Source organism: Methylophaga sp. UBA678 (genome assembly GCF_002299105.1).
Lineage (GTDB): Bacteria > Pseudomonadota > Gammaproteobacteria > Nitrosococcales > Methylophagaceae > Methylophaga > Methylophaga marina.
Map to the genome: position 1 here is coordinate 182898 of NZ_DBNG01000007.1, position 20033 is coordinate 202930.

General features: G+C 44.8%; 18 protein-coding genes. 16 read left to right on the top strand and 2 right to left on the bottom strand.

Annotation, left to right across the window (positions count from 1 at the left end; all coding sequences use genetic code 11):
* Positions 1-2: 2 nt before the first annotated feature.
* The 13 genes from B3014_RS03750 (at position 3) to B3014_RS03810 (ending at position 13773) form a co-directional block, all read left to right on the top strand.
* Entirely contained in the window at positions 3-560 is a 558-nt protein-coding gene (locus B3014_RS03750) for a hypothetical protein (protein WP_289245383.1), read from the top strand.
* Positions 560-1117 carry a hypothetical protein gene (locus tag B3014_RS03755; RefSeq protein WP_289245384.1) on the top strand — a complete coding sequence of 186 codons (558 nt, stop codon included), beginning with the start codon at positions 560-562 and terminating at the stop codon, positions 1115-1117. Before B3014_RS03750 ends, B3014_RS03755 begins: the two co-directional genes overlap by 1 nt.
* Positions 1114-3084 carry a type II and III secretion system protein gene (locus tag B3014_RS03760; protein WP_289245385.1) on the top strand — a complete coding sequence of 657 codons (1971 nt, stop codon included), beginning with the start codon at positions 1114-1116 and terminating at the stop codon, positions 3082-3084. The genes B3014_RS03755 and B3014_RS03760 overlap by 4 nt, the downstream gene beginning before the upstream one ends.
* Positions 3085-3089: 5 nt before the next feature.
* The gene (locus tag B3014_RS03765) at positions 3090-3572 is read left to right on the top strand and encodes a type II secretion system protein (protein ID WP_289245386.1); all 483 of its coding nucleotides are present in this window, start codon (positions 3090-3092) and stop codon (positions 3570-3572) included.
* Positions 3572-3949, top strand: a complete 378-nt coding sequence (locus tag B3014_RS03770) for a type II secretion system protein (protein WP_289245387.1) — start codon at positions 3572-3574, stop codon at positions 3947-3949. Before B3014_RS03765 ends, B3014_RS03770 begins: the two co-directional genes overlap by 1 nt.
* Positions 3936-4406: a type II secretion system protein gene (locus B3014_RS03775; protein WP_289245388.1), complete on the top strand. Its 471-nt coding sequence runs from the start codon at positions 3936-3938 to the stop codon at positions 4404-4406. Before B3014_RS03770 ends, B3014_RS03775 begins: the two co-directional genes overlap by 14 nt.
* Positions 4407-4451: 45 nt before the next feature.
* Entirely contained in the window at positions 4452-6179 is a 1728-nt protein-coding gene (locus B3014_RS03780) for a type I secretion system permease/ATPase (RefSeq protein WP_289245389.1), read from the top strand.
* 14 nt (positions 6180-6193) lie between these two features.
* Positions 6194-7537, top strand: a complete 1344-nt coding sequence (locus tag B3014_RS03785; RefSeq protein ID WP_289245390.1) for an HlyD family type I secretion periplasmic adaptor subunit — start codon at positions 6194-6196, stop codon at positions 7535-7537.
* 6 nt (positions 7538-7543) lie between these two features.
* Positions 7544-8878, top strand: a complete 1335-nt coding sequence (locus B3014_RS03790) for a TolC family outer membrane protein (RefSeq protein ID WP_289245391.1) — start codon at positions 7544-7546, stop codon at positions 8876-8878.
* A gap of 197 nt (positions 8879-9075) precedes the next feature.
* On the top strand, positions 9076-9720 hold the full coding sequence (locus tag B3014_RS03795) for a MotA/TolQ/ExbB proton channel family protein (protein WP_289245392.1): 645 nt from the start codon (positions 9076-9078) through the stop codon (positions 9718-9720).
* 71 nt (positions 9721-9791) lie between these two features.
* Positions 9792-10202, top strand: a complete 411-nt coding sequence (locus B3014_RS03800; protein ID WP_289245393.1) for an ExbD/TolR family protein — start codon at positions 9792-9794, stop codon at positions 10200-10202.
* Positions 10203-10236: 34 nt separating this feature from the next.
* Positions 10237-11292 (top strand): energy transducer TonB, encoded by a 1056-nt coding sequence (locus B3014_RS03805; protein ID WP_289245394.1) that lies wholly within the window; start codon positions 10237-10239, stop codon positions 11290-11292.
* Positions 11293-11553: 261 nt separating this feature from the next.
* A complete protein-coding gene (locus B3014_RS03810; protein WP_289245395.1) occupies positions 11554-13773 on the top strand; it encodes an NADP-dependent isocitrate dehydrogenase in 2220 nt (739 codons plus the stop codon).
* 60 nt (positions 13774-13833) lie between these two features.
* Here B3014_RS03810 and B3014_RS03815 read toward each other — a convergent pair whose 3' ends face one another.
* Both B3014_RS03815 and B3014_RS03820 read right to left on the bottom strand, forming a co-directional pair.
* Positions 13834-14250, bottom strand: a complete 417-nt coding sequence (locus B3014_RS03815) for a YMGG-like glycine zipper-containing protein (RefSeq protein WP_289245396.1) — start codon at positions 14248-14250, stop codon at positions 13834-13836.
* Positions 14251-14399: 149 nt separating this feature from the next.
* Positions 14400-15284 (bottom strand): LysR family transcriptional regulator, encoded by an 885-nt coding sequence (locus B3014_RS03820; protein WP_289245397.1) that lies wholly within the window; start codon positions 15282-15284, stop codon positions 14400-14402.
* Between the two features lie 93 nt (positions 15285-15377).
* Between B3014_RS03820 and B3014_RS03825 the strand changes: the two genes are divergently transcribed.
* The 3 genes from B3014_RS03825 (at position 15378) to B3014_RS03835 (ending at position 19996) form a co-directional block, all read left to right on the top strand.
* Positions 15378-16946, top strand: coding sequence for an NADH-quinone oxidoreductase subunit L (locus B3014_RS03825; RefSeq protein ID WP_289245398.1), 1569 nt, complete (start codon positions 15378-15380; stop codon positions 16944-16946).
* A complete protein-coding gene (locus tag B3014_RS03830) occupies positions 16943-19336 on the top strand; it encodes a YbcC family protein (protein ID WP_289245399.1) in 2394 nt (797 codons plus the stop codon). The genes B3014_RS03825 and B3014_RS03830 overlap by 4 nt, the downstream gene beginning before the upstream one ends.
* Positions 19337-19480: 144 nt before the next feature.
* Complete coding sequence (locus tag B3014_RS03835; protein WP_289245400.1) at positions 19481-19996, top strand: DUF2380 domain-containing protein; 516 nt, start codon at positions 19481-19483, stop codon at positions 19994-19996.
* Positions 19997-20033 lie beyond the last annotated feature (37 nt).

The window sequence follows — 20033 nt, forward strand, 5'->3', positions numbered from 1 at the left end:
TGATGCAAAAAGTCATGATGCAACATTATGGACAATGGCTGCTCTACCAGCTTCGGCAGTGGGGCTGGCAAGGTCATCTGGTGGTCGCTTTACTACTGGCGAGTCTGGTGATGGTGTTGATGATTGAGGCCAATGATCAGCAGGCAGAAAAACTGCGCTTAACAATTGATGATCTGGCGCAACATACCCCCGTCGATATTCAACCCGAACCACGCTCTACTCAGATTACACAACGCTTTTATCAAGCCTTGCCAGCTCAAAAAGACGCTAATCAGAAAATTGCTGATGTATTAAACGTGATTGAACAGCATGGCTTAAGACTCGATCGTTCTGATTACTCTACACGCGAAGTACCACAATCAAGCATGGTGCTATATCACATCAAATTTCCGTTGGAAGGCTCGTATCCTGCCATTCGCAATGTGGTGACGGCGATTATGAACCGTCAGCAAAGTATGGCCTTAAATCATATTAATTTTAAGCGCGACAATATGCGTAGCGAGCAGGTGAAAGCCAATATCGAATTGGTGCTCTACACAAAAGCGGAAGGTCACCACTGATGCACAAGCTAAAAGACAATCTGGTATGGGTCGGCTTAGCATTGACATTGCTTTTGGTGGTGTTTGTGGAAATGCAGGATGGGCCGGATAACAGCGAGACAGATGTTTTTGTAGTGGCCCCCGATCATGTGCAGACACAGTCTGTTCAGACACAAGCTACTCAAACGCAAACAATCCAGTCACAAACTATTCAGCCACAAAAAAGCTTAGCTATTGCCAAGACTGATAACAGCACAGAATTTGCGTTAAGAAAAAAAATCATTGATGTCCCCGTCAATGTCTTCGCATTACCTAAACCAAAACAGGAAATCCAGCCTGTCGCCGTAGCTCCCAGAGCACCGGCAACGCCTGTTAACCCATACACCTATGTCGGCAAGCTGATTGAAGATGGAGAAATGCGTGTATTTCTGACCAATGGACGTGACAACTACGTTGTGCGGGCAGGCGATACATTGGAAGAGGTGTGGCAGGTAAAAGCAATTCATTCAACAGAAATGATTTTACTCAACTTACCAACACAGACACAGATTCGTGTGGCAATTGGAGCAGTACTTTGAGAGTAGTTAAGGATAAACGGGGTTCACGAGTCATAAGACGTTCGGTCTTGTTAGTGGCTTTGGCATGTTTACAAAGCTGCAGCAGCATGCAGGTAACGCAACAACAGCAACAAACGAATGCTGATTTTATAGACGCAAAACGTCTGATTGCCTATGGTCAGGTGGATGAAGGTATCAACAAATTAAAGCAGTTAACCACGCAATATCCGCTTAATCCGGAATATCGTAATACCTTAAAACTCCAACAGGAGATGAAAATAGCCGGTTTACTTCAATCCGCTCATGCGGCGCTGGATAATCAGCAACCATTAGAGGCTGAAGCCATATTTAATCAAGTACTGGCATTGGCACCGGAAAATCAACGGGCTTTAAACGGCCTGAAAAAAGTGGCGATTGCACAAAAGCATGAAAGCATTATGCAAAGTGCTGAACAGGCTTTTAATAAAGACGACTTTGATACGGCGCGTAACCTGGTTCGTCTGATGCTGGCAGAAGACTCGACCAATGAAGCCGCCAGGAAATTATTTGAAAAGCTCGATGAGCAGGCTATTGAGAAAGTCACTACGGTGCCACACATCAAGTCGGCATTTAAAAAGTCGGTCAGTCTGGAATTTAACAATGCACCTATCAAGTCGGTGTTTGAGTATATCGGCAAGGCAGGGGATTTAAATTTCACCTTCGATCGTGAACTCAGTGATGCCATGCAAACCAGCATTATGTTGCGTGATACGCCTATTAAAGAAGCGATTGACACCATCCTGACCACCAATCAATTAGGTAAAAAAATCCTCAATGAAAACACCATTCTGATTTATCCCTTAAGCCGCAGTCAGGAGTATGAGGAGTTATATGTACGCAGTTTTTATCTGAACAATATGGATGCCAAACAAGCCCTGGCACTGCTGCAAACTGTATTGAAAGTGGAAGATGTCTACGTTGATGAAAAGCTGAATACGCTGGTGATGCGAGACAGTCTGGCGTCAATAAAAACTGCTGAAAAACTGATTGCATCACAGGATTTGGTTGAACCGGAAGTGATGCTGGAAGTGGAGGTGATGGAAGTTAATCGCCGAAACCTGGAAGAGATAGGTATTCGATATCCAACCAATGTCGCGCTCGGTGTGCGTGGTGAAGATGATGTCGATGGGCGCCTGACCTTAGCCGAGCTGAAAGAATTCAATTCTGGAATGGGGGTGTTTACGGTGACCGATCCTGTGCTGGCATTGAATTTGATGCAGAAGGACACCGATACCAATCTATTAGCGAATCCGAAAATACGAGTGAAAAACCGGGATAAAGCCAAGATCCATGTTGGCGATAAAGTGCCGGTCTTAACCAGTGTGTCGAACTCAACTGGCTTTGTTTCGCAGTCGGTCAGTTACATTGAAGTCGGTATCAAACTGGAAGTGGAACCGATCATTCAGATTCAGAATCAGGTCTCCATTAAGGTCAAACTTGAAGTCAGTAATATCATTGACCAAATCACCTCCAGCAGTGGTGTGGTGGCGTATTCCATCGGCAGCCGTAATGCTGATACCACTTTGTCGTTAAAGGATGGGGAAACGCAGATCCTGGCGGGTCTATTCAAAGATGATGAGACCAATACTGACTACAAAGTACCGGGCTTGTCGGGCTTACCCTTTATCGGTCGATTCTTTACTGACAAGAATAAAGACAGACAGAAAAATGAGATTGTCTTACTGATTACGCCACGCATTCTGCACAACATCGTACCGGCCAATTCAGTCTATACCGCTTTCCCATCTGGTATTAACCATTCGGCGAAAAACAGGCAGGGGCAGTACGCAATGCCACAAGCTCAGTCTCAGCCAGCCTATCAACCATCGTATTCATCAGCACCACCACCTGTGGTGCCAACGGATGACGAAAAACAACGTGACAATGCCAAGACGGCACAGGAATTTGCTGATCAAATCCTGCAAACAGATAGTTACGGAGGCATGTAAGCATCATGCCTAAGCGTAGTACACAGCAAGGTTTCACACTGATTGAACTGTTGGTATCGCTCACATTATTGGCTCTGATAGTCAGCTCGGCAGCGCCTTTAGTACAGCTCAGTGCACAGCGAAATAAAGAGCAGGAATTGAAGCGGGCATTATGGCAAATCCGCGATGCGATTGATGCCTACAAACAGGCTGTTGATGATGGTCGAATCGAGCTTTCTGATGATGTATCCGGTTATCCGCAAAGCCTGCAGATATTGGTTGACGGTGTGGAAGATGCCCAAGATCCAGAACATAAAAAAATCTATTTTCTCAGACGAATACCACGTGATCCGTTTGCCAGTGACCCAAGTTTAAGTAATGCCGAAACCTGGGGATTACGCAGTTATGAAAGTTCGTTTGATGACAACTCTGCCGGCGAGGATGTGTACGACGTGTATTCACTATCCAATGGAATGGGTATTAATCAACAGCCTTACAAGGAATGGTAATGAAGACGAGTAAAGGCTTTACCTTAATTGAAATCTTAGTGGTGCTTACTATTATCGCGATTCTATTGAGTCTGGTGGCACCCCGATATTTTGCTTCCATTGACCGCTCAAAAGAAAAAGTGCTGCGTCATGATTTGATCGTCATGCGTAGTGCCATTGATCAGTATGTCGCTGACAGAAATGCCTATCCAGATACATTGGAACAATTAGTTGAAGGACGCTATTTACGAGAAGTCCCGGTGGACCCCATCACGGATCGTCGTGATACCTGGGTATTTACCCCACCTAAAGACAGTTATTACGAAGGCGAGATTGCCAATGTCTATAGCGGTTCGGAGTTGATCTCCTCGGAAGGCACCCCGTATGCCGAGTGGTAAGCAACAAGGATTTATCTTGCTTGGCATGCTGTGTTTGCTGGTGATAGCTGGTTATGCATTAACACAGGCAAGTGCACGTTGGAGTGATGTGATTCAGCGACAGCGAGAACAGGAGTTATTAAAAGTGGGTGACACTATTCGCAAAGCCATTGGCCGTTATTACAACGCCACACCCGGTGTCGTGAAACAGTACCCGCCCAATTTGGAAGCTCTGTTGTATGACGACCGGTTTCCGACGCCACAACGCTATCTCAGAAAACTGTATATCGACCCTATGACGCAACGTGAAGGCTGGGGCATTGTCGTCGCCCCCAGTGGAGGAGTGATGGGGATTAATAGTCTGTCGGGTGAAAAACCATTCAAACAGAAGAACTTCAGGCCTATCTACCAGGAGTTTGAGGATAAGGATTATTACGCGGAGTGGTTTTTTGTTTACGTAGAAGACTATCGCTCATAAAGAGAACTTCTCTAGTTATACGCAAGAAAAATGAAGGTGAATAAGGTGAAAAAGCCGTTAAAAACTACCAGGAATGAAATCGCCGAGTCATTGCTCGCCTTTAAATCTGTCTTTATTACGGTCGGTGTGTTCAGTGCTATTTTGAATATTCTGATGCTGACACCCTCGTTGTATATGTTGCAGGTCTATGACCGGGTGCTGACCAGTCGTAATGAATCGACTCTATTAATGTTAACTGTGATGGTGGTTGGCGCCTACCTGGTGTTAGGTGGTCTGGAGTTTGTTCGTAGTTTTGTGTTAATTCGCGTATCAGCCAAGCTGGATATGATGCTCAATAAACGCGTCTACACCGCGGCGTTTGAGCAAAGTCTAAAAAGAGCCGGTGTGAATGCCGGTCAGTTTCTGCAAGACCTGACCAGTATTCGGCAATTTATGAGTGGTAATGCCTTATTCGCCTTTTTTGATGCACCGTGGTTTCCGATATACATCTTCATCATTTTTTTATTTGATACATCACTGGGATTGTTTGCTTTATTTGGTTCGTTGACGCTGATTGCGTTGGCGATTGCCAATGAACGGTTATCTAAAAAGCCATTATCAGAAGCTAACGAAGCCTCTATCGCCGCAAATAATCTGGCCACCAATAATCTACGTAATGCTGAAGTGATTGAAGCGATGGGCATGCTGCCGAATCTGATGTCACGCTGGTACAAATTGCAGTGTCGATTCCTGTTATTACAAGGTGATGCCAGTGAAAAGTCAGGCGTGGTATCCGCTATCAGTAGGTTTGTCAGGTTGTCATTACAGTCATTAATTCTGGGACTGGGTGGTTTATTAGTGCTGGAAGATAAAATCACTCCCGGCATGATGATTGTCGCCTCTATTTTAATGGGCCGTGCACTCAGCCCAGTAGAACAATTAATGAGTGTCTGGAAAACATGGAGTGGGGCAAAAAGTGCCTATGGCCGTATTAATGAACTACTGACAGCGAATCCGGCACGTGATGTGAATATGCCTTTACCCAAACCTCAGGGGCTGGTGACAGTAGAAGCCATTACCGTGATACCGGCAGGTGGCACAGTGCCTACCATCAGAAATGTCAGTTTTTCGATTGCACCAGGTGATGTGCTTGGCATTATCGGGCCCAGCGGTGCAGGTAAATCGACACTGGCTCGCGCGCTTGTCGGCATTGCACCGACAGCTGCTGGTCATGTGCGTCTGGATTCGGCTGATATTTTCCAATGGAATAAACATGAGCTTGGTCCTCATATTGGTTATTTACCGCAAACCATTGAACTGTTTGCTGGCACCGTCAGTGAGAATATTGCCCGCTTTGGTGAAGTGAACCCTAATAAGGTGATTGCAGCCGCACAGCAGGCAGGCGTGCACGACATGATTTTACGATTACCTGAAGGTTATGACACGCGGTTAGGTGATGATGGTTCAGGACTTTCTGGCGGTCAGAAACAACGTCTGGGTTTAGCGCGAGCAATTTATGACGACCCTGCCTTGTTGGTATTGGATGAGCCGAATTCTAATCTTGATGAAACGGGGGAGAAAGCACTGGTTGCCGCGGTAAAACGTCTGCAACAACGTGGCAAAACCATTGTGATGATCACCCATCGTTCTAATGCTTTAGCCGCGACAAATAAATTATTACTGTTAGTTGAGGGCACTGCACAGCTATTTGGCCCCACCAAGGAGGTCATGACGGCACTGGCTAATAAACAGAATGGCAAAACCTCCACTGTCAAAGCAACATCGGCGGCCTAACAATGAGTGAAACCATGAGCACAACACAGCCTGAATCCCAATCTGACCAACCCGATGCTGTTAGTAAAACCATCAGTACGGACATTAAAAAATATACCCGCATGGGGTGGTTAATCGTACTGGCCGGGTTTGGTGGATTTCTCATCTGGGCTTTATTGGCCCCTTTGGATAAAGGGGTGCCATTAAATGGCAAAGTCTCTGTCGCCACCAATAAAAAGGCGGTGCAATATCAAAATGGGGGCACAGTCGATGCCATCCTGGTAAAAGAAGGATCGAAAGTTAAAGCAGGTGATGTCTTGGTCAGAATGAACAATGTTCAGGCTAAAGCTGATGCAGAAACCAACCGGGTACAGTATTACATTGCTAAAGCCACAGAAGCACGACTGATTGCAGAACGAGACGATCAAGATCAGATTGCGTTTCCAGCCATGTTATCGGATATGTCAGATAACCCGCGGGTCATGAGTTATCTGGAAACACAGAAAGAGGTGTTTTTATCACGACGAAATACCTTACATAGTGAGTTATCTGCCATTAGTGAAAATATTAATGGACTGATCTCACAAACCAAGGGTTTACAAGCCTCGCGTAAAAATAAAGAAGAACAACTGACCTATATCAATGAACAACTGGAAGGGATTCGTGAGTTAGAAAAAGAAGGGTATGTGGCCCGTAACCGTCTACTGGAACTGGAGCAAACGGCGGCACAAATCAATGCCACCATTTCAGAAGATATTGGCAATATCGCCCGTGCTCAAAGTCAAGTGAGTGAACTAAAGCTAAGTCGCTTACGACGCCAACAGGAATATAAAGAGCAAGTCAGAGAGCAGCTTTCTGAGGTACAAAAACAAGTGGATGCCTTGGCAAGCCAGTTAACTGGTCTGGATTATGACCTTGAAAAAGTACTGGTCAGGGCACCGGCATCCGGCATTGTCGTAGGCTTAAAAGTCTTTACTGAAGGTGCGGTGGTCGCGCCTGGTTTTAATATGATGGACATTGTGCCTAGCGAAGATTCGCTGGTGGTTGAAGGGCAATTACCGGTGCATTTGATTGATAAAGTGCGTGCTGGTTTACCCGTAGAGCTGATGTTTACCGCGTTTAATCGAAACCTGACGCCACATGTACCGGGAGAGGTCACTCAGATATCGGCAGATCGTTTGATTGATGAGATAACCGGTGAGCCATATTACCAGTTGATCGCCAAGGTCTCGCCGGAAGGTATAGAGATGATGCCGGATCTCACTGTGAAACCGGGTATGCCGGTGGAAATGTTTGTTAAAACCGGTGAGCGAACCATGATGAATTATTTGCTCAAACCGTTTATTGACCGCCTCAAACTGTCCATGACTGAAGAGTAACTGAGTATGAAGTTATGGATGAAATCGCTATGTGGTGTCGCACTCGGATTGTTATCGACGTTTCAGACTCAGGCGCTAGATTTAGTCGAGGCCTATACGCTGGCGCGAGCGAATGACCCCACCTTTAAGGCGGCGTATCACGCCTATCAGGCTGGTAAAGAATACAAAACCTTGGGACGAGCCAATTTATTACCGATGGTAACAGCCAGTTATTCCCGGTTTCGAAATGATGCGGATATCGAGTATCAAAACAGTCTATTCAGCCGAACTGAAGAGCGTGAATATAACAGTGAAACCGCCTCCGTTCAGTTACGGCAGCCATTGATTAACTTTGATGCGTATGCACGTTACAAACAAGGACTGGCACAGACCTCAATGAGTGAACAAGAGTTTGCCATACGTGATCAGGAACTGATCTTACGGGTATTTAATCGCTATGCAGCCGTTTTGTATGCGAAAGATATGTTGTCACTGGCTGAACGTAAAAAAGCCGCTTATGAAGAACAGATGCAGGCCAATTTGGTGATGTATAAACATGGCGAAGGCACCAAAACCGATATCCTGGAATCACAAGCGAGATATGATTTGGCTGACGCGGATATTGTAGAAGCCAGAGATAATGTCAGCGATGCTCAGGCAGCCTTGGATCAAATTTTGGGCAGAACTACACGGGATATTGATCCCTTGATCGATAACTTTACGTTGCTGCCGTTGAATACCGAGGATTTATCCGAATGGGAAGCGGTGGCGTTACAGAATAATGTCGAACTCAACATTCAACGCTATGCCGTTGAGGTGGCCCAGCAAGAGCTAAAACGCAGCCAGGCGGGACATTTACCCACGCTTGATGCTGTTGCCAGTTGGAATAACAATACCTCGGATACCACCAATACCTACAATCAAGAAGCCACTATTCGTTCTGTTGGTTTACAAGTGACGGTGCCGATTTTCTCAGGTGGCGCGACCTCTGCTCGTGTGCGTCAATCACAAGCCAATTTATACAGGGCTAAAGAGCAGTTTGATGAGACCGCAAACAAAGTCACACTAGAATTACAGCAGCAGTTTAATCTGGTTTCTAATGCCAAACGAAAACTAAAAGCCTACAGAACCGCCGTTAACTCGGCAGAGTTACTGGTTCATGCTACCAAAAAAAGCATCAAAGGCGGCACCCGTACCAATGTCGATGTGCTTAATGCCGAGAGTCAGTTATTTGAAGCCAAAGCCGATTTATTGCTAGCCCGTTATAACTATTTACAAAGCTACCTGAATTTCAAAAAAGCAGCAGGGACATTGGTGTTTGATGATCTTGAGGATGTCTCATCACGTTTCCAAGGACGTTAAGAACACAAGCTTAGCGCTGAGAAAAAAGACTTAGAAATATATGCCTTTTAAAAAAATGTAAAAAAAATGTCACTTTTTCATTTTCGATTGGCATATAGAGTAAGAGCACAAGAAAGAAGTGCTCTTTGGTCAATGGTTGGTTTAACTTTTTAGTTCGTCATTGCTTGTTATCTTGATTCTAGGGAAAGTGGTTTTTTATGGATGCAGTTCCAGATATTGTTGATGCGGTACTTATCTTTCTTGTTATTTTATCGGTACTTATCTGGTCAGTAGGGATTAGTAAATACCTGGCCTTTTATCGTAATAGCCGTTTTGATAGAGAATTTCTGGCGGTTTTCTCCAAAGCTCGTGATATTCAGGATTTGTTGGCGGTGATGTCTTCAACAAAAGGCCGTCTTGCTCGTGTTTGTCAGGCAGGATTGGATGAGCTGGTTTCATGGCAATATCTGGCTAACTCTGTTGCGCCAGATGATAAACGTGAAATGTTGATGCACTCGCTGAAACAACAAGCGCATGCTGAGCAAACCCGCATGGAAAATGGCTTGTCTATTCTGGCCAGTGTGGGGTCAACTGCCCCCTTTATCGGTTTATTCGGTACGGTCTGGGGGATTATGAATGCACTCAAAAGTATTACGGCATCGGGTTCAGCGAGTCTGGATGTGGTGGCGGGACCGATAGGGGAAGCGTTGATTGCAACAGCCATTGGTATTGCTACCGCTGTACCTGCCGTTCTGGCGTACAACTACTTTTTACGTAAAGTCAGGTTGTCTGCGGCCACCATGGATAATTTTGCGTCAGCATTTCATCTGTTAGTTCTCAAATCTCGTATCAAACACGATTAGGCGGCTCAACAGGAGTAATGCCTGCTGAAGGCATCAACCTGTTGCTCGATAATGCATAAAGGAAATTTGTTATGGCGATGAATACTGGCGGTGATGACAATATGATGAGTGAAATCAATGTGACGCCCTTAGTGGATGTGATGTTGGTGCTGCTGACCGTTTTTATCGTGACAGCCCCGTTATTGATGAATTCGGTACCAGTCAATTTACCTAAAGCCAGCTCAGACTTAACACTCACTCAACCCGAATCTATCAACATCAGTGTGACAGCTGACGGCACCATGTACTTCAGTGATGAAACGGTGAATGCTGAACAACTGGATATGGCGCTGATGGAGGCGGCACAAAACGTGGACACTAGTGTTGAGATTTTTGCTGATGAAAAAGCGGAGTACGGCACAGTGGCTAAAGTCATGGCGGCCATTCAACGTGCTGGCATCAGTAAGTTTACCTTTGTGATACAACCTGAGTCTGGTCAGTAATGCTGTTTATTGATTGGCTTTGTGACGCGTTAATATGACGGCTTTGGTCGCTGATTTCTCTTCAAATCGTTCGGTTGGATCAGAACGCTTTCTACCTGGTTTTTTATGGGCAGTGCTGATTCATCTGTTATTGATTTTATTATTTATGCCCACACTGGAGCCAGCAGCACCGGCTGCACCAACAAGAATCACGGTGCAGGTAAGCCAGCTTGAACCCATCGTTGAAGAGGTGGTTGAACCTGAACCAATCCCAGAACCTGTCGCTCCGATAAAAAAACCAGAAACAAACAAAAAACTGCTCGTTGCTAAAGATGATACCCCTCCAGAGCCAGAGGAAATGGTGGTGATAGAGCAGCCACCTGAAAGTGAGCCGGTAGAAGAGATAAAATCCGAACCACCCAAGCCTGAACCGAAAAAAGTTGAACCTAAGCCAGAACCTAAAAAGGCAGAGAAACCTAAGCCAAAGCCTGAACCTAAAAAGGTTGAAAAACCTAAACCAAAACCTGAGCAGAAAAAAATTGAAAAGCCTCAGCCCAAACCTGAGAAACCGATTGAAACGGTGAAGCAGGAGCAGCAAAAACCGATGGCTGAACCTGAGGTTGTAGAAAAGATTGAGCAAGTCGAGACGCCAAGCGAAGTGGTTAAGGGTGTGGTGACTGATACACCAGCAGCATCCTCAACGACGGCATCCGGTAGCTCGACCTCATCTCAAGCTGACGCCACTGGCACGGGCAATGCAGCTAATGGTAATGGTAATGGTAGTAACCCAGGTGGTACTGGGGAAGTGGATCGAAATACCGCCTGGAAAGGTTATGGACAGTTGCTTTATGCCATGGTGTCTAAGAATAAAACCTATCCACAATTAGCGATTCGCCGTCACCTTGAAGGCACAGTGATGGTGAGTGTCCGTTTTGAGCAAGGCAGGATGGTGAGCATGTCCGTTGTTGGTCAGGGTAGTGGACATAGTGTTTTAGATAGAGCCGCGCATGAGATGGTCGAAAAAGCGGTGAAAGCCTTACCCGTTCGCGGTGATTTATCGAGAAAATCCTTTAGTGTGGTGGTGCCTGTTAACTTTCGTTTAACAGACTAAACTTATTCGTCAGCTTTTATCATGGCTATAGTGATGTATAGCGCCAATCAAGATATGATAAAGTGTGTCAGCCAAAATTATGGAAACCCAGCGTTACACAGTCTCTTAATCAACCTTGCCATTGAGGGAGGGGTGATTAAGGCAGTAGTCGAAATGTCTCTCATATTTCAAACGAGCTATTGTCGCCAGCCTTACGCGGGTATGCGAGGTCATCAGTGCATGAACTTGCGATTCAAAATCACGTATTTTTAAGGGTTTAGAATGTCGAAAATTATTTATACCAAAGTAGATGAATCACCTGCATCAGCAACGTACTCTTTGTTGCCCGTTATTCGTGCTTTTACAGCCAATGCGAATATTGATATCGAAAGCCGGGACATTTCACTTGCAGGACGTATCATTGCTAACTTTCCCGATAATCTAAGCGACGAACAAAAAATTCCTGATCACCTGTCACAACTCGGTGCCTTAACTCAGGACCCGGCTACCAACATTATCAAGCTACCGAATATTTCTGCTTCCATCCCACAGTTAAAAAACGCGATTGCAGAATTAAAATCAAAAGGTTATGACCTGCCTGATTATCCTGAATCACCTAAAAACCCTGCTGAACAAGCGATTAAAGATCGTTATGCCAAAGTATTAGGTTCTGCTGTGAACCCCGTGTTACGTGAGGGTAACTCTGATCGTCGAGCACCCGCAGCGGTGAAAAACTATGCACGTAAAAATCCGCATAGTATGGGCGAATGGAAAGCTGATTCAGCCACTGACATCGCGCATATGGATGCGAATGACTTCTATGGCAGCGAATTATCCATTACCTCTGCTCAGGCCGATGACTTTAAAGTGACGTTTGTCGATACAGCAGGCAATGAAACGGTACTGAAAAAGTCGATTCCGGTATTAGCGGGTGAAGTAGTAGATGCGACGCGTATGCGTGCAAGCAGCCTGCAGGCGTTTTATGCCGATGCCATTGCGAGAGCAAAACAAGACAATGTGCTGTTATCTCTGCATTTAAAAGCCACCATGATGAAGGTATCTGATCCTTTGATGTTTGGTTTTGCTGTCAGAGTGTTTTTCAAAGATTTAATTGAAAAACACAGCAATTTATTTGATGAACTGGGTGTGGATTTCAATAACGGTTTAGGTGATTTATACAGCCGTCTCGCCAATGTTGATGAAGCGACCAGAAAAGAAGTCGAAGCGGATATTGAGGCAGTCTATGCCAGCCAGCCTGATGTGGCGATGGTCGATTCAAACAAAGGTATTACCAATTTCCATGTTCCTTCAGATGTGATTGTTGATGCTTCTATTCCGGCGATGATTCGTGCCGGTGGCAAAATGTGGAATAAAAAAGGCGAGCAACAAGATACGCTGGCGATGATTCCGGATCGCTGCTATGCCGGTGTGTATAAAACAGTGGTGGATGACTGTAAACAAAAAGGGGCTTTGGATCCGGTCACCATGGGTACCGTACCGAATGTGGGCTTGATGGCTCAAAAAGCCGAAGAATATGGCTCGCATGATAAAACCTTCCAGGCTAAAGGCGATGGCAAAATTATTGTCACTAACCAACAGTCTGAAACGGTATTTGAGTTTGATGTGGAAGCAGGGGATATCTTCCGTATGTGTCAGACCAAAGATGAGCCGATTCGTGACTGGGTGAAATTAGCCGTGAGTCGTGCTCGTTTATCCGATACACCGGCGATTTTCTGGTTGGATGAAAACCGGGCACATGATGCTGAATTGATTAAAAAGGTGAATGACTATTTACCTGAGCATGATACAGCTGGATTGGATATTCGCATTCTAAATCCGGTCGTGGCCACACAACTCTCTTTAGATAGAATTCGAGCCGGTAAAGACACGATTTCGGTGACCGGTAACGTATTACGTGATTACAACACCGATTTATTCCCGATTCTGGAGTTAGGAACATCGGCGAAGATGTTATCTGTAGTGCCACTCATGCAAGGTGGTGGTTTATTTGAAACCGGTGCAGGTGGCACAGCGCCAAAATTACTGGATCAACTGATTGATGAAAATCATTTGAGCTGGGATTCTTTGGGCGAATTGATGGCTTTGGCGGCTTCGTTGGAGCATCTATCTAATACCCAGGATAATCCAAAAGCAAAAGTGTTAGCTGACACCTTGGATGCCGCAACGGGCAAATTACTGCAAGAAAACAAATCGCCCAAAGAAAAAACGGGTGAGTTAGATAACCGGGGTAGTCATTTCTATTTAGCCATGTACTGGGCTGAAGCACTGGCAGAGCAAACAGACAATGCCGAGTTAAAAGCGGTGTTCACACCTGTCGCTCAAGCCATGGCTGAAAATGAAGCTGCCATTGTGAACGAATTGAATGAGGTGCAGGGTAGAGCGGTTGATATGGGCGGTTACTACCTGCCTGATGATGAGATGATGAATTCTATTATGCGTCCAAGTGCCACATTGAATACCATTCTGTCTCAGCTTGTTTAAGCGTCATCATTTAATAAGAAAAGCCCCGAATGTCGGGGCTTTTTTGTTTTTATCGCATTCTCAGTAACGACTGTGATGATAGTACCGATCATGTTGGTATTTTCTATGTTGATGTTCAACCGCTTTTCGATACTTGCGATATTCTCGAGCCCTGTCTTGACGGTATTTGGACTCTAAACGTGCCATTTTTTGTTTGTGTTTCCAGTATTTTTTATCGTAGTGATCATTGTGATAACGGTGGTGATGATCATCACGATACCGGTTTGATGAGACCTTGCTGGTGGCAACTGACCCGACAGCGCCACCAATGGCAGCACCCAAGATAGCGCCGTTTTGACCTCCCATTTCGTGTCCTACTGCAGCACCGACTGCACCCCCAATACCTCCGCCCAAAGCGGCGTTAATCGTATTGTTATCTGCCATGGCTGCACCAGAAATCAGTGTTGATGACAGTAGTAAAGGTATTAATCGCTTCATATCTACCTCCTGATGTTTGGTATTCACTTAAGTAAAAAGTGAAAAAAGAAGCTAGACACCGCGGCTATCTATTAACAGCATAGAAGACCGTGATGTCATGATGAGTTGTAACAATCAGGAGGTTAAGTCTTGGTTAAGTGAGTGAAACCTTAATCCACAATATTCTTTTGTAGCAGGTCGGTCACAATTTCAGGTACGAATGTCCGTTTAATGGTGATGGCGTAAAAGTGTTCATAGACATTGGGTAACACTTGGTACTCAGACAAATTGCCACTGGATATTTCATCTTTGACGACAACCGGTGGCAGGGCAGTAATGGCGCCGGTATCACGTACTAATAGTCGTAACATCGCCATATCATCAGCTTCAGCAATAATATCGGGCTCATACCCGAGCGTGGCACAGTAGGCATCAAAAGCCGAACGAATTTCAGTGATTTTGGTAGGCAGCACCCATTTCAGTTTTTCATAACCGTGTGGAAAGGTTTTTTTGGGGTTGTGTTTTGCTGGACCAATAATAGATACCGATTGCCTGGAGACCAACTGACTTTGCCAGATTGCATCATCATTTTGTTGGCTTACAGAGCGGTTGGTCAGCACCAGATCCAGTTCATGACTACTGAGGCCATTGAGTAGATTGGTCATGCCTCGCGTGGTGAGTGTAAAGCTGACATTGGGCTCTTGAAGTAAAGGACTAATAAAGCTCTCTGTGAAGTTTCTGGAAAGGGTGGTCAGTACACCGATTTTGATGTGTTTTTGTGTCGCTGTACCGCCTTTGCTGATAAAGGATTGTAACTCTTCACCTGTCGTAAAAATTTCATCCGCATAGGTCAGAATTTTTTTGCCCATATCCGTTAATAAAAGTTGTCTGCCTGCACGCTCGAATAATTTGAGGTTCATCGTGGTTTCGAGTTGTTTGATTTGCTGTGATAATGCCGATTGTGAAACATGACATTCTTCAGCTGTCTTGGTGATACTGCCAGACAGGGCAACGCGCCAGAAATAATAAAGATGATGGTAGTTTATTTTTGCCATACTTAATTAAAACTTATTTATTTGTTAATAAATATCTATTTTATTTATGTTAAAGCATTTGCCATACTTTCACCATCTTAAGGAGGTATGTGTGTGAATTTTGAACTGACAGCCGTTTTCCCAGCGCTTATCCCATTAACCTTAGCCATTGCTAGTCTTTTATCCGGGGCAAGTCGACTCAGTGACAACACCCGTCAAGGCATTCTCAAATCTATCTCGGTGGCTGTTGTCATCTCCGCCATATTAATCACTGTTTGTCATATAGAAAAATCAGAAGACCCACACGCCTTACTGGCCATGAACAATGTCAATCTGATTGTGCTGTTGCTAGTGTGTTTTATGACTATTGTGCTGGTGAAGTTCTCTCAGCGTTATTTATCCGGTGAGACAAAAACACATCGTTACTGGCGTTGGTTATTTTTAAGCCTTACCTCTGTATCCATAGTGATTGTCAGTAATCATCTGTTGATTTTCTGGCTGGGCTGGGTGTCCATCAGTTTATGTTTCCATCGTTTATTATTATTTTATCCAGACAGACCTCGCGCTGTACTGGCCGCCCATAAAAAATTCATCTTGGCGAGAGTGTCTGAGCTCAGCTTACTCTCAGCCTTTGTTCTTTTATATACCCAACACGGTACGTTTTACCTCAGTGAAATAAGCCATTACTACCTGACATCGGCATCGGCTGCTGAGTTGAGTGTCGCAGAGACTGTAGCGGCTATCCTACTGGCCATTACTGCCTTAATTAAATGCGCTCAGTTACCGCTACATGGCTGGTTAATTCAAGTGGTTGAGGCTCCCACGCCGATTAGTGCATTGTTGCATGCCGGTATTATCAATCTGGGTGGTTTTTTATTACTGAGCTTTGCACCATTGATTGCGTTTAGTGTTGATGCACAATGGGTACTGCTTATTATTGCTGGTTTGAGTACGCTCATCAGTGCCTTAGTCATGATGACGCGTATCAGTATTAAGGTAAAACTTGCCTGGTCAACCTGTGCCCAAATGGGATTAATGTTAATTGAATGTGCTTTAGGGTTATATGAGCTGGCATTACTTCACTTAATCTCTCATTCACTCTATAAAGCTTATATGTTCCTCAGTGCAGGTGATGTGTTGCAGGAATACAGCCTTAAGCAATTAGCACCGCAGAAAAACGTCACTTTTCTCTCTGCTATGTCGAGTCTATTACTGGTCATCATCAGCACTTATGGGATTGTCTATTTCACTTCCTATTCAGGGCCGTTGAGTGTCTGGTTATTAGTGAATACTGCATTAGCCTTATATCTGGTGTCTGCAGTAAGAAACGGCACTCTATTGCAGTTCCTCACTTCTTGTCTGACTGTGGCGTTACTGGTTGGCTTTTACATGGGTGGCAAAGCGATGTTTACTTGGGTCATGCCGCCTGTGTATGCAAGTACGATGTTTGATGCCATGGACATCTGGTTGTCTGCACTCTTTATCGCATTATTTTTACTGGCTGTGCAGATGCGTGTGTTTCCTCAGGCTAAAGCCACCAGAACCTTATATCGTTGGCTGTTTTCAGGTTTGTACTTAGATGAATTGATGACCCGACTGACTCTATTTCTGTGGCCAATCACATTAAGACCAGAAACCAGAGTGGAATCTAACAATCAGCCACTTAGCAAGGAGACTTCATGAATACTGTGAATCTGTCATTGTCTGGACTCAGCGTCGAACATACCGCTGCCATCCATCAAGCGAGTTCATATATTGCTCCAAACTGGCCATTGGATCGGTTCATTGCGGTCAATGCTTTATGGGAATTTCGTGAGCAAACGATCGAGTCGGCTTCAGCCAGAATAGGGGCATTACAAGGTCTGAACACAACGATGTCAGCTGACTATTACCACGGCTTGTTTCAACAAGGCCAAATCAGTGAGTCGGCATTACTTGAATCGGCTAAGACATATGGTGCCAACACGGCGACAGTTGATGAGTTGAAGGCCTCACTTGAACAGCCACAGCCAGACGCAGCATTGAGCATCGCCGAAATTGCGGATTTAAGCCGTGATCATCACAAAATGCGTTGGCAGGATGAAATTGTTCATCAGGTCAGTCAGTTTTGTGGCGAGTTTGTGAATCAAGAACCAGAGACTTTCGATCATCTATATTCTGCCTGGTTGGATTTCACTCGCCATGATTACGGCATGTCACTACTGATGGGTGAGAAAAAACTGCGCCACGCTTTCACTCAGCTGCCTGATGACCTGGAAAGTTTGTTTGCCCAAGCGGTTGCTGAGTTGGAATTGACGCCACAGCAGCTCGAGTTATATGCACATAAGTTACTGATGTGTATTAATGGTTGGGCCAGTTACTTTGCCTGGCAACGTTGGGAAAACCGTCTCAATAATCAACAGACCGCCTGTGTAGAAGCGCTGCTTGCCATCAGAATCGCTTGGGATTTAATTATCTGGCGTCAGTTAAAAAGCAAGCCTGGGCAAGTTGAATTTAAGGCATTAAAACAACAGTGGGAGCATCAAAAAGAATCCCTGATGGCGCGTATAGCCGCCCATCATGAATATGCCTGTCATTATTGGGTTTGGGCTTATGCTGCAGAACTGACTTACCAGCAACAGCTACAGAAAACGCTAACCCAAACACCCATGCCGCTTGATTCAAGACCGGTCTTACAAGCCGCATTTTGTATTGATGTACGCTCTGAACGTATTAGACGCAATCTTGAATTACAGAATGATGCTATTCAAACCATTGGCTTTGCCGGTTTCTTTGGTTTACCCATCACCTATCAACCCGCCAACACGCAGGTTAAGCGTCCACAACTGCCAGGATTGATTGCACCGTCAGTGAAAGTGAGTGAGCAAACACCGAACCATAAAAAATTGACCAAAGTCAGTAATGCAAGTACCTGGAAAAACTGGGCCAGTTCACCGGTATCTTCATTCACCATGGTTGAGACCATGGGCTGGACCTACGCTTATAAACTGATAAAAGATAATTTCTTTAGCAAGAAAAAAGAAAAACTAATTGATGAGTTTACTCACCATCATCAATGGCACATAAGCCATAACCATGCTGAGCTAAGCTTGTCTGAGAAAGTCAATATGGTTACGGGTGTACTCAAAGGCATGGGCCTGACCAACACCTTTGCATCAACCATTTTACTGCTAGGTCACGGTAGTGAAAATCGCAATAACTTGCATGCATCAGGTCTGGATTGTGGTGCTTGCTGTGGTCAAAGTGGGGAAGTGAATGTCCGTGTTTTAACCAGCCTGTTAAATGATCCCGCTGTCAGAACAGAGCTGCACAAAGCGGACATCCACATTCCTGAAAACACACGCTTTATATCTGGATTACATAACACCACAACGGATGAAATCGTATGTTTTGATGCATTAAATAATGCTGACATTGATACTTGGTTAGAACAGGCTTCTAAACAAACCCGTCGCGAACGCATTCAGTTAATGGATGCAGGCTTAAAGGACCTGGATGATGTTGCATTAGAAAAGTCGCTAAAAGACAGAGGTAAAGATTGGTCAGAAGTTCGTCCTGAATGGGGCTTAGCGAATAATGCCTCATTTATTGTAGCACCGCGTGAGCGTACGCGTGGACTGGATTTACAGGGCCGTTCCTTTTTGCATGACTATGACTGGCACAGCGATGCCGAGTTTGCATTACTGGAGCAAATTATGACGGCACCGATGATTGTGACTCAGTGGATCAATATGCAGTACAACTTATCGGTCACAGATAATACATTTTTTGGTAGTGGCAATAAGCTGCTACACAATGCCGTCGGCCAGCATATCGGTGTGTTTGAAGGGAATGGGGGGGACCTGCGAATTGGTCTTGCGATGCAATCCATCCATGACGGTGAGAACTGGCGTCATCATCCATTGAGAATTAGTGTGTATATTGCTGCGCCAAAACAAGCGATTGAAAATGTGATTGCCAAGCATCAAACCGTACGCGACCTTGTCGACAATGGCTGGTTGTTTCTTGTGCACTGGTCTGATGACAATACTTTCGAACGCTATCAAAAATCAGGTTGGAAGTACATTGACTAAGTAGCTGACATGGATAACAGAATGAGACAGTTAGGCTATCGACTGTTTCATTCTGAATCAGTCAGTTTATTCGCGATCAGTTGATCTTTTCTGAGTTGAAACTTTCTCCAGTCAGCGTTGGCTAAAGTTAAAAGAGGAGAGAGTATGAGAATTGAAAAGTTATCGTTTGTCGTGTGTTTATGTCTGCTTTTTGGCTTCAACACCGCTCATGCACAGAAAGACGAAAAATCTGATGTGCTCCTGCTTGGCTTCGAGTTACGTGGTGATGATACGGTTCAGTCATTACAAGAACATGATGCCGAGGTAATAGAAACATCTAATCAGTATTTACAAGAAACTCTGAATAATGACACTTCGTTTGAGGTTATTGATACGCCAGAATCACAGGCATTACTGGCTGAAGCAAGGCAGAAGTTTAACCTTGAAAGGTGTAATGGTTGCGAGTTTGATCTTGCTGAAAAAGTCGATGCCAGATACGTGGTGGTGCCATGGGTATTTCGTATGAGTGTGTTGATTCAGACACTTTATATAGAAGTCCGTGATGTAAAAACGCAAAACACCGTTCTGCGTGTTGTGCGTGACTATAGAGGCAATACGGAGAAAGCCTGGCAAAGAGCGATTGATAGTGCCGTGCTTGAAATCAACGAGTCTTATCAATAAAACAACCTTATTTATCGGGGTATACGGATTTAATGGT